At 72.4% G+C, this 13,104-nt stretch carries 13 protein-coding genes; 3 read left to right on the top strand and 10 right to left on the bottom strand.

What is annotated here, in order from left to right; genetic code table 11:
• Nucleotides 1–161: 161 nt before the first annotated feature.
• From ABT063_RS15815 to ABT063_RS15850, 8 genes are all read right to left on the bottom strand, one after another.
• Nucleotides 162–1,484: an NAD(P)/FAD-dependent oxidoreductase gene (locus ABT063_RS15815; RefSeq protein WP_351057909.1), complete on the bottom strand. Its 1,323-nt coding sequence runs from the start codon at nt 1,482–1,484 to the stop codon at nt 162–164.
• Nucleotides 1,481–2,110 carry a flavin reductase family protein gene (locus ABT063_RS15820; protein WP_351057911.1) on the bottom strand — a complete coding sequence of 210 codons (630 nt, stop codon included), beginning with the start codon at nt 2,108–2,110 and terminating at the stop codon, nt 1,481–1,483. The genes ABT063_RS15815 and ABT063_RS15820 overlap by 4 nt, the downstream gene beginning before the upstream one ends.
• Nucleotides 2,082–2,549, bottom strand: coding sequence for an aromatase/cyclase (locus ABT063_RS15825; RefSeq protein WP_351057912.1), 468 nt, complete (start codon nt 2,547–2,549; stop codon nt 2,082–2,084). Before ABT063_RS15825 ends, ABT063_RS15820 begins: the two co-directional genes overlap by 29 nt.
• Before the next feature lie 35 nt (nt 2,550–2,584).
• Nucleotides 2,585–3,868 (bottom strand): aspartate aminotransferase family protein, encoded by a 1,284-nt coding sequence (locus ABT063_RS15830; protein WP_351057913.1) that lies wholly within the window; start codon nt 3,866–3,868, stop codon nt 2,585–2,587.
• On the bottom strand, nt 3,865–4,965 hold the full coding sequence (locus ABT063_RS15835; protein WP_351057914.1) for an SDR family oxidoreductase: 1,101 nt from the start codon (nt 4,963–4,965) through the stop codon (nt 3,865–3,867). The genes ABT063_RS15830 and ABT063_RS15835 overlap by 4 nt, the downstream gene beginning before the upstream one ends.
• A gap of 153 nt (nt 4,966–5,118) precedes the next feature.
• Nucleotides 5,119–6,261, bottom strand: coding sequence for an acyl-CoA dehydrogenase family protein (locus ABT063_RS15840; RefSeq protein ID WP_351057916.1), 1,143 nt, complete (start codon nt 6,259–6,261; stop codon nt 5,119–5,121).
• Nucleotides 6,262–6,304: 43 nt separating this feature from the next.
• Nucleotides 6,305–7,267, bottom strand: coding sequence for a bifunctional lysylphosphatidylglycerol flippase/synthetase MprF (locus ABT063_RS15845; protein WP_351057918.1), 963 nt, complete (start codon nt 7,265–7,267; stop codon nt 6,305–6,307).
• A complete protein-coding gene (locus ABT063_RS15850; RefSeq protein WP_351057920.1) occupies nt 7,251–7,745 on the bottom strand; it encodes a hypothetical protein in 495 nt (164 codons plus the stop codon). The genes ABT063_RS15845 and ABT063_RS15850 overlap by 17 nt, the downstream gene beginning before the upstream one ends.
• A 280-nt stretch (nt 7,746–8,025) precedes the next feature.
• Here ABT063_RS15850 and ABT063_RS15855 point away from each other — a divergent pair, with 280 nt between their 5' ends.
• Both ABT063_RS15855 and ABT063_RS15860 read left to right on the top strand, forming a co-directional pair.
• Nucleotides 8,026–9,600 carry an alkaline phosphatase D family protein gene (locus ABT063_RS15855; protein WP_351057922.1) on the top strand — a complete coding sequence of 525 codons (1,575 nt, stop codon included), beginning with the start codon at nt 8,026–8,028 and terminating at the stop codon, nt 9,598–9,600.
• Between the two features lie 122 nt (nt 9,601–9,722).
• A complete protein-coding gene (locus tag ABT063_RS15860; protein ID WP_351057924.1) occupies nt 9,723–11,174 on the top strand; it encodes a GNAT family N-acetyltransferase in 1,452 nt (483 codons plus the stop codon).
• On the opposite strand, the gene ABT063_RS15865 is transcribed toward ABT063_RS15860, so the two are convergent.
• Nucleotides 11,171–11,332, bottom strand: a complete 162-nt coding sequence (locus tag ABT063_RS15865; RefSeq protein ID WP_351057925.1) for a hypothetical protein — start codon at nt 11,330–11,332, stop codon at nt 11,171–11,173. The genes ABT063_RS15860 and ABT063_RS15865 overlap by 4 nt on opposite strands.
• A gap of 15 nt (nt 11,333–11,347) precedes the next feature.
• The gene (locus ABT063_RS15870) at nt 11,348–12,523 is read right to left on the bottom strand and encodes a trans-sulfuration enzyme family protein (protein WP_502990821.1); all 1,176 of its coding nucleotides are present in this window, start codon (nt 12,521–12,523) and stop codon (nt 11,348–11,350) included.
• A gap of 60 nt (nt 12,524–12,583) precedes the next feature.
• Here ABT063_RS15870 and ABT063_RS15875 point away from each other — a divergent pair, with 60 nt between their 5' ends.
• Nucleotides 12,584–13,078: an Lrp/AsnC family transcriptional regulator gene (locus ABT063_RS15875; RefSeq protein WP_351057929.1), complete on the top strand. Its 495-nt coding sequence runs from the start codon at nt 12,584–12,586 to the stop codon at nt 13,076–13,078.
• Nucleotides 13,079–13,104 lie beyond the last annotated feature (26 nt).

Raw genomic sequence — 13,104 nt, forward strand, 5'->3', positions numbered from 1 at the left:
CCAAGTCGGCCCCCGCATCCAAGCCGACCCAACACCCAAGTCGGCCCCCGCATCCAAGCCGACCCAACACCCAAGTCGGCCCCCGCATCCAAGCCGACCCAACACCCAAGTCGGCCCCCGCATCCAAGCCGGCCCCGCCACACGCCCCACCCCCGCCAGTGTCAGCACGTCCGTCGTGTGGATCTGCCGAGCGCGTCCACATACCCCCGCAGCAGGCGGCGGGTCGGCCCGCCGACGGGCAGTCGTGGGGCGCTCGAGCGGTGCCAGGGCAGCGGGTCCCCGGGTTCCGGCTCGCCCAGCAGGGCTGCGGCGACGTACGCGCCGTGGGCCACGGACATCGCCAGGCCGTGCCCGCAGCAGCCGCCGATGTACCAGACGTCGGGGAGGCCGTGGACCGGCCCGACCACCGGCAGGTCGTCGAGGGTCATGCCGATACGGCCCGACCAGCGGTGGGTGACCCGTACGTCGGACAGGTCGGGGTGCAGGGAACGCAGCCAGCGGTCCAGCCAGGCCCAGGCCCGCTCGCGGACGGCCTGGAGTGCGGGTGCGTCGAGGCCGGCCGGGGCGGTGACGGTCCCGCCGCCCGCCACCAGTCCCCCGTCCGGCAGCAGCCGGAAGTACGGCGCCATCGGTGCCGCGTCCACGACGGCGTATCCCGCGCGCCCGCCCAGGGCCTCGTACGCCGCACGGCCGACGGGCGCGGTGGCCACGGCGTACACCTCCAGCGGCAGGATCGTGCCGACGGGCAGGCCCACTCCTTGCGCGGCGGAGTTGACGGCCAGTACCGCCTGCCCGGCGTAGAGCCTGCCGTGCGGGAAGACCAGTTCGGGTCCGACCAGGTCCCCGGTGTGTACGGCCCGCAGGGTGCTGTTCCCGTAGAAGCGCACGCCTCTGGCGGCGCAGGCGCGGGCGAGGGCGCAGGTCAGCGCGGCCGGGTCCAGGGTGGCCGCGGTGCGGTGGAGCAGCCCTGCGGTGTAGGGCACGCCGACCCGCGTGCGGACGGCGGCCCCGGACAGGACCGGCACGTCCAGGCCGAGCGCCCGGTAGGCCTTCGCCTGTCCGGCCAGGGCCCTCAGGTGCGCGGGCGAGCGCGTCGCCATGATCTGCTCGCCGCGTCGCAGTCCGCAGCCCACGTCGAGGCGCGCGCACAGTTCGAGGACGCCTTCCACCGCCCGCACGCTGGCCAGGTGCATCCGGCGTGCGGTGCTCGGGCCGAAGCGGCGTACCGCGCGGTCGATCGGCGGGCCGACCCGGGGGCCCAGCAGGCCGGTGCCCCGGCCGCTCGCCCCGGCGGCCGGCCGCTCGGCGTCGACCACGGCGATGTCCAGGCCCGGGGCGCGTTCCGCGAGGTGGTAGGCGCAGGCGAGGCCGGCGAGGCCGGCCCCGACCACGGCCACGTCCGCGGTGGCCACGCCGTGCAGCGGGGGCTGCGACGGTAGCTCGGCCGGCTCCCAGGCGGGGGAGCCGGCCGGTGGCCGGGTCATCCGGCGCCGTCCGGCACCGGCACCGGCACCGGTTCGGGCTCGGGCTCGGGCTCGGGCTCGGGCTCGGGCTCGGGCTCGGGCTCTTCGAGGGTCCGGAACCGGCGGTCGTGCCACAGCAGTGGGCGCCCGCCGCCCACGTGCACGGCCGCCACCCGCCCGACGACGAGGTGGTGGTCGCCGTAGCGGCGTACGTCGTCCACCAGGCACACCGACCAGGCGAGCGCTCCGCCGAGCACCGGGACGCCGAGCACCTGCCGGGTGTCGGTACCGGCGAACCGCTGGGCCGCGGTCGTGGTCGGGGACGCGAACCGGGCGGCCAGGCCGTGCTGTTCCTCCCGGAGCAGATGGACCGCGAAGGCGCCGTGGGCGCGGACCGCGCCGAGCGTGCGGGAGCCGTCGCGCAGGCAGGCCAGGAGCAGCGGCGGCCGGGCCGACAGGGAGGTGACGGCGGAGACCGTCATGCCGAGCGGGCCGTCCGCGCCCCGGGCCGTCACGACGGTCACGCCGGCGGCCAGCTTGGCGTACAGCCCCAGGCAGCGGGCGGCGCCGGGGCCCGGCTCGTCGCCCAGGGGGTCCGCGGGCGGCGGGGGCGTGGGCTCAGCCGCGAGCCGCGGCGGCGCACTCATCGATCACCTCCGCGCCCACCAGTCCGACGAGGATGCGGGCGATGTTGGTCCGCAGCGTGGACTCGGCCACCGGGTCGAGGATCTCCGCGAGGGTGGGGATGCCGAGGTCGAACGAGGCGGTGAAGACGACGAGCGTGCCGCCGTCGCGCGGTTCGCAGCGCCAGCTTCCCTCGAAGGTCTGGAAGTCGCCGCTGAGCTGCTCGAAGGACAGGGAGAGGGTCTCCGGCGAGAACATGTCGCGTTCTCGCCATCGCATGAGCCCGCCCCGGAACGTCACGGTCCACTCCGACACCAGCGAGCCGTCGGCCAGCGGGGCGTCCACGCGGACCTCGCGCACGGTGTCGGTGAGTTCGGGATAGCGGCGGAAGTCGGTGATGCGTCGGTAGACGTCGGCCGGGGCCAGGCCGTCGGCGAGCGCGTGCAGGACCACGTGGCGCATGGTTTCGGTTCCTTTCCGGTTGCCGGACGGTGGTGTCACCCGGTCATGCGAAGGGCTGTGGTGTGCAGGGCCTCGGCGAGCGTGGTGAAGAACAGGTCGAGGGCGTCGTCGTCCACCACCGCGGGCGGGGTCAGCCGCAGCACCCGGGTGGAGTTGAGCGAGTGGTTGACGAGCACGTCCCGGGCGATGAGCTCCAGCAGCAGCTCGCCGACCGCCTGTTCCTCGGTCAACTCGATCCCGATCAGCAGGCCGCGGCCGCGCACGTCGTGGACCAGGACCTCCTGGTACGGCGCGCACACGGCCCGTACCCCGGCGAGGATCCGCGCGCCGAGCGTCGCCGCCCGCGCCACGGTGTCCTCCCGTTCCATGGTCTCGACGGTGGCGAGCGCGGCGGCGCAGGCGATCGGGGAGGCGCCGAAGGTGGAGGTGTGCAGGTAGGGGTCTCGGCTGAAGGGGGCGTATGTCTGCTCGGTGGCGGCCATCGCGGCGATCGGCACCACTCCCCCACTGAGCCCCTTGCCCACCAGCAGGATGTCCGGGCGGACGCCTTCCGCGTCCACTCCCCACCAGGTGCCCAGCCGGCCCATCCCGGTCTGGATCTCGTCCACGACGAGCAGCGCGCCGAACTCCTCGCAGAGCGCGGCCACTTCACGGAGGTAGCCGGGCTCCGGGATGCGCACCCCGCCCTCGCCCTGGACCGGCTCGACGATGACGCAGGCCCGGTCGCGACGGGCGGCCAGCGCCTGTTTCAGGTCGGCCGGGTCGCCGTAGGAGACCTGTGTGGTGTCCGGGAGCAGGGGTTGGAACGGCCTCTGGTAGGTGGCGTTCGCGGTGACGCTCAGCGCGCCGAGGGTCTTGCCGTGGAAGCCCTTGCGCGTGGTGATGACCGCGTTGCGTCCGTGTGCGCGGGCGAGTTTCAGGGCGGCTTCGGTCGCCTCGGCGCCGGAGTTGACGAAGTGGACGTAGTCGAGACCCGGTGGGGTGTGCGCGGCGAGCGCCTGGGCGGCCCGGGCGGCGACCGGTTCGAGGAAGACGCGGCTGGCCAGCGGATGGGTGTCGATCTGCCGGTGCACCGCCTCGACGACGGCAGGGTGCCGGTGGCCGAGGAGGAAGACGCCGTAGCCACCGAAGTCGAGGAAGCGGCGGCCGTCGTCGGTGTGGATCCAGGGGCCTTCGGAGCGTACTTCGGCCATGCCGCCCATGACCCGGCCCATGACCGCGCGGCCGGAGCCGATGTGCTTCAGGTACAGCTCGACGAGTTCCGTGCCGCCGGGCAGGGGTGCGGCCAGGTTGAGCGGTGCGGGGGGTGAGATCGTCATGAGGCCAGCTCCCTCGGAGTGGTGGCGGCGGGCCGGGCCGCGCGGTGTCGCCTGAGCAGTCCGGCCCGGCCTTCGGCCCAGCTCTCCAGGTTCCGTACGAGGGCGGCGCGGATGTCGGTGTGGGTCAGGCGCGGGCCGCAGTCGGGGTCGCCGAGGGAGGAGGCGAAGGGCAGCTCTCGCTGGAAGACCAGGAGCAGTTCCGCGTAGTGCTGGAGGCGCTGGCGTACCGAGGCGGGCATCGAGGTGCCCTCCAGCATGGGCAGCAGCAGCCGGTGCACCGCCTCGACCGGGATGAGCCGTGGCCGGTGCGGCTCGGGCAGGCCGTGGCGGACGGCGAACTCCGCGCAGATGTCGGAGATCTCCCGCAGCAGCGGCGCCTCCTTGCCGGCTGTCAGCCAGTACTCGCCGTCGCGCACCCCGCCCCGGATCAGGTCGCCGACGGCCCGGGTGACGAAGTCCTGCGGGACCATGTCGATCCGGGCCTCGGGAGCGCCGGGCAGCACCGGCACCTGCCCGAGCACCATCGAGCCGAGCGTCTTGGTCAGGCCCTGCTGTCCGGCGATCCGCCCGGTGACGGAGTCGCCCATCACGACGGAGGGGCGCACGAGGGCGCCGGGGAGGCCGGCCTCGCGCACCATCTGCTCGGCCGCGGTCTTGGAGGCGAGGTAGGCGGCGGCTCCCGGGAAGCGCCGCTTGTCCTCGGCGGCCGGGATGCTCGCCACGAAGGCGGTGCTCACCAGGTAGAGGGGTGCGTCGGCGCGGGCTGCCAGGTCGAGCATGGCCCGGGTGCCGGAGGTGTTGGTCCGCACGATGTCCTCGGGCGGGGTGCGCCAGTTGGTCTCGGCGGCCGAGTGCAGTACGACGTCCACCTCGTCGGCGAGTCGCTGCCAGGCCTCGGGAGCCAGGCCCAGGCGGGGCGAGAGGAGGTCGCCCTGGAGCTCGCGCACGCGGGGGTCGTGCAGGGGCCTGTTCCGGCGCAGGCAGACCAGGTCGAAGTCGGGTGACAACTCGTCGATCAGGGCCCGCCCGAGCACCCCGGAGCCGCCGGTGAGCAGCAGGGTGGGGCGATCGGTGGGACTCGGGATGTGTGGCGGCATGGGTGTGTTCCCCCAACGGGACTCGACTGCCGTAGGACGGCGGGGCTCTCGGCCGGCGTACGACGGCCGGGAATTCGGCCGGCGTACGACGGCTCGTGACTTCGGTGGGCGCACGACGGCTCGGGACTCGGCTGCCGTACGACGATCCGGCTGTCAGGCGATGGTCAGCGGCTGGTCGGCCAGGTAGCCGGAGAACGGGCCGGTCATCCGGGGCCGGGACGGCGGATGCAGGGACAGTCCGTTGGCGCAGGCGGCCAGGTGGCCGACCTCGTCGGACGTCATGAAGTTGAGCCCGCCGAGGAGTTCTACCGCGCGGGGGACGACCCGGGCGAGGGTGTCCTGGGCGCCGTAGCGCGTGCAGAGCGCCTGGACGAGCGCGGACTCGCCGAGGTCGCCGGCGTCCACGCGGCGGGCGATGCCCTCGGCGGCGGCCATGGCGGCCTCGGTGTCCACGTACAGCCGTACGCGCTCGTGCTCGGGGATCCGGTCGTTGAGCAGCACGCGTTCCACCAGGGCGCTCGCGGCGCCGAGGTAGCTGCCGGTCATCAGCACCTGGAACCAGATCAGCCCGGCCGTCTGCAGTTCGTCGAGGCTGTGTCCGGCTGGGGTGGCGGTGCGCAGCAGGAGTTCGGGCGGTACCAGGACGTCGGTGAGGGTGACCTGTTCGCTCTCCGCTCCGGCGAGGAAGGCACTGGACCAGAAGCCGCTGACGCTCAGGCCCTCGCTCTCGGCGGGCACCAGCGCCACCGCGAGCTCGTCGCCCTGGCCGTCCTCACGGGGGATCATCACGCTCGCGGTCAGCACGTCCATGGAGCGGGCCAGGCTGCACGGGCGTTTGACGCCGTTGAGCCGTACGCCGTCCTCGGTGACCGTGGCGGTCATCGACGGCTCCAGGATGCCGGCGCCGCTGCGTCCTTCGGCGAAGCCGGAGGCGATGACCCGGTTGGTGGAGGCCACGCCCTCGATCAGCATCCATTCCAGGCCGTCGGTCTCTCCCCCGAGGTGGCCCAGGCCGACCAAAGTGGCCATGGAGAAGTGGTGCATGGTGGTCGCCACGGCCAGGGACGGCGAGCGGCTGCCGATGGCCCGTTGCACGCGCAGCGCGTCCAGCGCGCTCGCTCCCCGGCCCTGGTGGGACTCGGGCACGAGGAGCCCCGGGCCACCGCTGTCCCGGAACAGCCGGATGCCGGGGCTGCCGGGCCGCTCCAGCTCCATCAGCGGGGTTTCCACGAGGGCGGGGTCCAGGTCCGGCAGCAGCTTGGCCAGCGTGGTGCGTTCACGTTCGAGGAATCTCATGGACGTGCGGTCCTCCAGGGTGCGATGGGTACGCGCTGGTCGGTCATACGGCGTTGGTGGCGCGCAGCAGCCGCCATACGGCGCCGATGCGGGGCCTGCCGAGGAAGGCGATGTACTCCGGGAGGACCACGTGCGGGGCCCACTTCTCCTTGTATTCGAGCTGGGAGGCCGCGGGGTAGATCGCCTGGCCGTGGTCCGCCAGCAGTCGGGCGAACCGGGTGAACATGCGGCTGGCGCCAGGCAGTTCGTGCTCGTCGCCGAGCCCGGTGAACGGGGTGAACCCGAAGTGCAGCCAGCCGGCGCCGTCGGCGACGAACCGTTCCATGGCGGTGGCGTTGAGCGCCTCCATCACGCCGGGCGGGGCGTCGGGCAGCCGTCGGCTGAGGTCGTGCAGCCATCCGGGGCGGCTGCCGTAGACCGGCGAGTAGGTGATGTAGCCGACCGCCGCGCCGTCGATACGGCCGACGAACAGCCGGCGGTGGGGTTGCAGCGGCCCGGTGCGCTGGCCGACGAGGAAGCGGAGCTCCTTGACGTGCCGGCCCTTGTCCCGCAGCCAGGTGTCGTCGAGCCGGTCCAGCTCGGAGCAGTCGTCGTCGTGCTGGAGCTCGGCCACCTCCAGACCCGCCCGCCGGGCCCGCGAGATCTTGTTCCGCAGCCGTACGAAGCGGGAGCCGCGCAGAGTGAACCGGGACAGGTCGACGGCGTACGACGCTCCGATCTGGTTGACCGTGAAGCCGTGCGCGGCGTACAACTCGGCGTCCGCGTGCTGCAGTTGTACCGCCACCAGACGGGGTCCGGTCTCCTTGACGAAGGTGTCCAGCAGGCACGCCCGGTGTTCGGGGGCGGTGAAGGGACCGCCGAATTGGAAGACGTAACGTCCTGATCGGCGATAGGCGCATGCGCCGTCGAACCGGTCGTCGCGGAAGTATTCGTTGCCGCTGTTCAGTGCGAGAAATGAACTGGGGTTGTCGCTGTACTCGGCGAGCGTGTCAAGCACGGACGGCATGCGTGCCCTCCAGAGAAGTCTGCGATGCGTCGGCGGTCACGGACCGGTATTTCTGCTCGAACTCCCGGTAGGCCGGGTTGGTTTCCGGTTCGAAGGCGACACCGAAGGGTTTCAGGGAATTCCCGAAGAGCGCCCGGTCGCCCATGAGATGGATGGGAAGGGCGAGCAGAGCCCATTCCGGCTCGACGAACAGCGCCCATGCTCCGGCCAGCACACCGGCCGTGATCAGGCTGTGCATCGCGTTGTAGGCCACGTAGTAGCCGCGTGCGACGCGCCGGTCGGGGCTGCGCCGGAAGGCGAGCGCCCCGGGAATGTAGCCGATGACGTCGATCACCGCGAAGAACGCGACGAAGACGCCCCACCGAATCTCGGAAAGGTGCTGGAAGGCGAGCACGAGCGAAACGATCAGAATGGCCAGCCATTCGAGTCGGGCGAGTACGAAGGTGGTTTTCGTCTCGAATCGGTTCTTGGCGTCCACGGGCGCTCCAGGATTGCGCGTACGATGCCGGGGCCCGGCATCAGCCTGCCCCCTCGCTGCGGCCTTTCACTCCTGATTACGCGCCAGCGGGTACGACCCCTCGTAAATGCGGGCACACCCCGGCCTCCTCTCACCGCGGGCGGCGGCGCGGTCCGCGCGTCGCACACCGGTTCCCCTGTGCCCGCGGTCAGTTGTTCACTTGTGGTTTCCCGGTGCGCTGCGGCGCACCAGTAATGGTGGCTCTGCACACTGGCCGGATCCCGTCCCTGGAGGCGCATCCATGTCACACCGTCCGTTCCCCGGTCGCCGCAGCGTCCTGCGCGGCTCCCTAGCCGCGTCGGCGGCCCTGACACTGCCGTCCGCCCTCGGCGCGGCACCGGCCTTCGCCCTGTCGGGTCGCCCCAAGGCGGGCTGGGGCGTGCAGACGGGAGACGTGACCTGCGACTCCGGGCTGGTGTGGGTGCGGTCCGACCGTCCGGCCCGGATGATCGTCGAGACCTCCGCGACCGAGTCGTTCCGCAACCCGCGCAGATGGCACGGCCCGCTGCTCGGCGCGGACACGGACTTCACCGGCACGACCGCGCTGCGCGGGCTGCCGTCCGGCGAGCGGATCCACTACCGCGTGCTCCTCGCCGACCCGGACGACCCGCGCCGCACGGGCGAGCCGGTCACCGGCACCTTCCGCACGGCCTCCGCCAGGCGGCGCGACGGCGTGCGGTTCGTCTGGTCCGGCGACCTCGCCGGGCAGGGCTGGGGCATCAACCCGGAGTTCGGCGGCTACCGGATCTACGAGGCGATGGCCAAGCTCGACCCGGACTTCTTCCTCTGCAGCGGTGACAACGTCTACGCCGACGGCCCGATCAGCGAGACCGTGGCCCTGCCCGACGGGCGGACCTGGCGGAACATCACCACCGAGGAGAAGTCGAAGGTCGCGGAGACCCTCTCCGAGTTCCGCGGCAACTTCCGCTACAACCTGCTGGACGAGAACCTGCGGGCCTTCAACGCCCAGGTCCCCTCCATCATCCAGTGGGACGACCACGAGGTCACCAACAACTGGTATCCCGGGGAGATCCTCGCCGACACCCGGTACACCGAGAAGAACGTCGACGTCCTCGCCGCCCGCGCCCGGCAGGCCTTCTCGGAGTACTTCCCCATCTCGACGCTGCGCCGTCCCGACGGCCGGGTCTACCGGGTGCAGCGCTACGGCCCGCTCCTCGACGTCTTCGTCCTGGACATGCGCACGTACCGCAACGCCAACTCGCCCGACAACCAGACCACCGACCCGCAGGGCATCCTCGGCCGGGAGCAACTGGAGTGGCTCAAGCGCGAGCTGGCCCGCTCGCGTGCGGTGTGGAAGGTGATCGCCTCCGACATGCCGCTCGGCCTGGTCGTCCCGGACACCGGGGACGGCAAGCCGAACATCGAGGCGGTCGCGCAGGGCGACCCCGGCGCACCGCTCGGCCGTGAGCTGCAGATCGCCGAGCTGCTGCGGTTCGTCAAGCACCGGCGGATCACCGGCACCGTGTGGCTGACGGCCGACGTCCACTACACCTCGGCCCAGCACTACGACCCGTCACGGGCCGCGTTCAAGGACTTCGCACCGTTCTGGGAGTTCGTCTCCGGACCGCTCAACGCGGGTGCCTTCCCGGCGAACACACTGGACGGCACCTTCGGCCCGGACCGCGTCTTCGTCAAGGCGCCCACCACGGCCAACGTCTCCCCCGCCGGCGGCTACCAGTTCTTCGGCGAGGTCGACATCGACGGCGACAACGGCGAGATGACGGTGCGGCTGCGCGAGCAGGACGGCACGGTGCTGTTCACCCAGGTGCTGCAACCGGGCCGGGTCGGCCAGTAACTGGACCCACAACCATCACACCCACAACCATTAAAGAAACAACAAAAGGTACAGAAACACACTTTACCGCTCAGTCACAAAGCGTTCGTGATCACGCAACACCGTTCCTTCACAGTGGCTGCATGACTCGAAAAGTGTCTGATGTGACGCGTACCAAGAACGGTCGCCCCGTCCACCACTGGCGGCGCGACGTGGTCGAACTCGCCGCCCTCTTCACGGCGGTCGCGGTGGCGGACGCCGTGGCGAACCTGGTCGGGCACGGCCCCGACGGCCCGGCGCTGCTGGTGATCTCGGCGATCGCCCTGATCGCCACCGCCGGGTTCCACACATGGTGGTCACGCCGCCACGGTCACGCCCCGCCGACGGGCGATACCGGTGCCCGGCCGCTGCCGACCACGCAGCAGGCCGGGCCCTCCGACCAGGCGGCGGCGACGGCCGGCCCCGTGTCCGGGGAGAGCACGCTGTGGCGAATGCGGACCACGGTGAAGGACGAGCCCGGGTCGCTCGCCGCCCTGTGCGCGGCCCTCGCCGGACAGCGGGTCGACATCCTGAGCCTGCAGACCCATCCGCTGGCCGACGGCACGGTGGACGAGTTCCTGCTGCGCGCTCCCGCCGAGCTCGCGGCCGGGGACGTCACCCGTGCGGTAGCGCTGGCCGGCGGGGCCGACACCTGGATCGAGCGGGCGGACGCCCACGATCTGGTGGACGCGCCGACCCGGGTCCTCGGTCTGGCGGCCCGCACCGCGCTGGACGCGGCGGAGCTGCCGCTGGCGCTGCGGCAGTTGCTGGGCCGGTGCACGATCCGTTCGCTGCCCGCCGCGCCTGCCGGTGGCGGCCGGGGACCGGATGCCGTGCCGGTCGAAGGGGTGCTGGAGGACACCGTGATACGGCTGCGGGCGCCGGAGGGCGGAGTGATCACCGTGGAGCGGCCGTATCTGCCGTTCACGCCGACGGAATTCGCGCGGGCGCGGGCGCTGGTGGAGCTGGACGCACGGCTCGGTCCGCGGGTGCCGCGCACCCAGGACGTGCTGACGCTGCCCGAGGGCAAGGACATCACCGTACGGCGGGCCGACGCGGGCGACCTCGAGGCCGCGAAGGCGATGCACGAGCGGTGCTCGGCGCGCACGCTCGGCATGCGGTACCACGGCCCGGTCGGTGACGCCGACCGCTACCTCGGCCACCTGCTGAGCCCGCGCTTCGGCCGGACGCTCGCCGTGGAGACCGCCTCCGGGCGCATCGTCGGGCTCGGTCATCTGCTGTGGGACGGGGACGAGACGGAGGTCGCGCTGCTCGTCGAGGACGCCTGGCAGCGGCGCGGCATCGGCGGCGAACTCCTCGGCCGGCTGGTGGCGATGGCGGTCGAGGCCGGCTGCGCGAGCGTGTACGCCGTGACGCAGTCGTCCAACACCGGCATGGTCGCCGCGATGCGCGGCCTCGGCCTCCCCCTCGACTACCAGATCGAGGAGGGCACCCTGGTGATCACGGCGCGGCTGGACGCGGCCTCGGTCGCCTCGGGATGGCCGTACGAGGGGCCACAGGAGCGGGAGTTCGAGGAGCGGATCGTGCGGGACTAGGGCCTGCGCACTTCGGCAACCGGAAACGGCCCGGCGGGCTTCGCCGGGCCGTTCGCCGCGCCGCTCATCGCCGGACCGGCACGGTCACGGATGCGGCCGACCTGTCCGTCGGGCGGGTCGCCGCCGTCCTCGTGCCGCTGCCGGACGCTGAGCGACACGCCCGGCGCCTGCCCTCAGCCCCTCCGCACCGGCTCCCGCACCCCGGCGGGCACCGGCGGCCGCGCCCGCTGCCCCAACGCCCGGTCCAGATCGGCCCACAGGTCCTCGACGTCCTCCAGCCCCACCGACAGCCGCAGCAGCCGGTCGCTCACGCCCGCGCCCCGGCGGTCCTCGGCGTCCACGACGCGGTGGCTGATGGAGGCCGGGTGCTGGATGAGCGTGTCGACGCTGCCGAGGCTCACCGCCGGGGTGATCAGGCGGACCGCGCCGATGACCTCGTGCGGGTCGCCCTCCACCTCGAAGGCGATCATCGCGCCGCCGATGCGCGGATAGTGGACGCGCGAGACACGCGGATCGGCGGCGAGACGGCAGGCGAGTTCGGCGGCGCCCGCGGACGCGGCCCGCACGCGCACCGGCAGGGTCGCCAGACCCCGCAGCAGCAGATAGCCGGCCAGCGGATGCAGTACGCCGCCCGTGGCGAACCGCACCTGCCGCAGCCGCCCGGCGAACTCCTCGTCGCAGGCCACCACGCCCGCCATCACGTCCCCGTGCCCGCCGAGGTACTTGGTGGCGCTGTGCAGCACCAGTCGCGCGCCCTGTTCGGCGGGGCGTTGCAGCACGGGCGTGGCGAAGGTGTTGTCCGCGAGCAGCGGCACGGAGCCGCAGGCGTGGGCGACGGCCCGCAGGTCCACCTCGGCGAGCGTGGGATTGGCCGGGGACTCGACCATCACCAGACCGGTGTCCGGGCGCAGCGCGTCCGCGATCCGGCCCGGGTCGGTCCAGGTCACCTCCGACCCGAGCAGTCCGGCGGTCAGCAGGTGGTCGCTGCAGCCGTACAGGGGACGTACGGCGACGACGTGGCGCAGGCCCAGGGAGCCCCGTACCAGAAGGACGGCGCTCAGCGCGGCCATGCCGCTGGCGAACGCGACCGCGGCCTCGGTGTTCTCCAGACGGGCCAGGGCGGTCTCGAAGCGGGCGACGGTCGGGTTGCCCAGCCGACCGTAGACGGGCGGGCCGTCCGGTTCGGCGCCGGTGGCGGCGAAGGCGTCGATGCGTGCGGCCTCGCCCCGGCTGTCGTAAGAGGGATAGGTGGTGGACAGGTCGATCGGCGGGGTGTGCAGTCCCTGCCGGGCGAGGTCGTCGCGGCCTGCGTGGACAGCCTCGGTGGCCAGTGCTCTCGCTGAGTCCATGGCAAGAAGGATGAACATCGGCCGGGCCTGAGCGGCATCGTCCCGTGTTACGTTCGATCTATGGCCGAAACTGTCGTACTGGATCCGGTGGATCTGCATCTGCTGCGGCTGTTGCAGAACGACGCCCGGACCACCTACCGCGACCTCGCCGCCCAGGTCGGGGTCGCGCCGTCGACCTGTCTGGACCGGGTGACCCGGCTGCGCCGCTCGGGCGTGATCCTCGGCCATCAGCTCAGGCTCGACCCGGCCAGGTTGGGCCGGGGGCTGGAAGCTCTGCTGTTCGTGCAGGTCAGGCCGCACCGGCGGGAATTGGTGGGACCGTTCGTGGAGCGGATCCGGGCGCTGCCGGAGTCCTGCACCGTCTTCCACCTCACGGGGGCCGACGACTACCTCGTCCATGTGGCGGTCGCGGACATGGCCGATCTGCAACGGCTGGTCCTCGACGAGTTCACGTCCCGGCGCGAAGTGGCCCGCGTGGAGACCCGGTTGATCTTCCAGCAGTGGGACTGCGGACCCCTGCTGCCCCCGGATACGCCCTCGGCGCAATCCGGGTGACGTGCGGCGGCCTCCGTATGAGGATG

Origin of the sequence: Streptomyces sp. NPDC002838, from assembly GCF_040295365.1 — a bacterium.
Lineage (GTDB): Bacteria > Actinomycetota > Actinomycetes > Streptomycetales > Streptomycetaceae > Streptomyces.

Excerpts from the sequence above, each read along its gene's own strand:
- ABT063_RS15820 (WP_351057911.1), bottom strand. The coding sequence starts at position 2,110 with ATGAGTGCGCCGCCGCGGCTCGCGGCTGAGCCCACGCCCCCGCCGCCC.
- ABT063_RS15870 (WP_502990821.1), bottom strand. The coding sequence starts at position 12,523 with ATGGACTCAGCGAGAGCACTGGCCACCGAGGCTGTCCACGCAGGCCGC.
- ABT063_RS15840 (WP_351057916.1), bottom strand. The coding sequence starts at position 6,261 with ATGAGATTCCTCGAACGTGAACGCACCACGCTGGCCAAGCTGCTGCCG.
- ABT063_RS15835 (WP_351057914.1), bottom strand. The coding sequence starts at position 4,965 with ATGCCGCCACACATCCCGAGTCCCACCGATCGCCCCACCCTGCTGCTC.
- ABT063_RS15830 (WP_351057913.1), bottom strand. The coding sequence starts at position 3,868 with ATGACGATCTCACCCCCCGCACCGCTCAACCTGGCCGCACCCCTGCCC.
- ABT063_RS15825 (WP_351057912.1), bottom strand. The coding sequence starts at position 2,549 with ATGCGCCACGTGGTCCTGCACGCGCTCGCCGACGGCCTGGCCCCGGCC.
- ABT063_RS15815 (WP_351057909.1), bottom strand. The coding sequence starts at position 1,484 with ATGACCCGGCCACCGGCCGGCTCCCCCGCCTGGGAGCCGGCCGAGCTA.
- ABT063_RS15855 (WP_351057922.1), top strand. The coding sequence starts at position 8,026 with ATGTCACACCGTCCGTTCCCCGGTCGCCGCAGCGTCCTGCGCGGCTCC.
- ABT063_RS15845 (WP_351057918.1), bottom strand. The coding sequence starts at position 7,267 with ATGCCGTCCGTGCTTGACACGCTCGCCGAGTACAGCGACAACCCCAGT.
- ABT063_RS15860 (WP_351057924.1), top strand. The coding sequence starts at position 9,723 with ATGACTCGAAAAGTGTCTGATGTGACGCGTACCAAGAACGGTCGCCCC.
- ABT063_RS15875 (WP_351057929.1), top strand. The coding sequence starts at position 12,584 with ATGGCCGAAACTGTCGTACTGGATCCGGTGGATCTGCATCTGCTGCGG.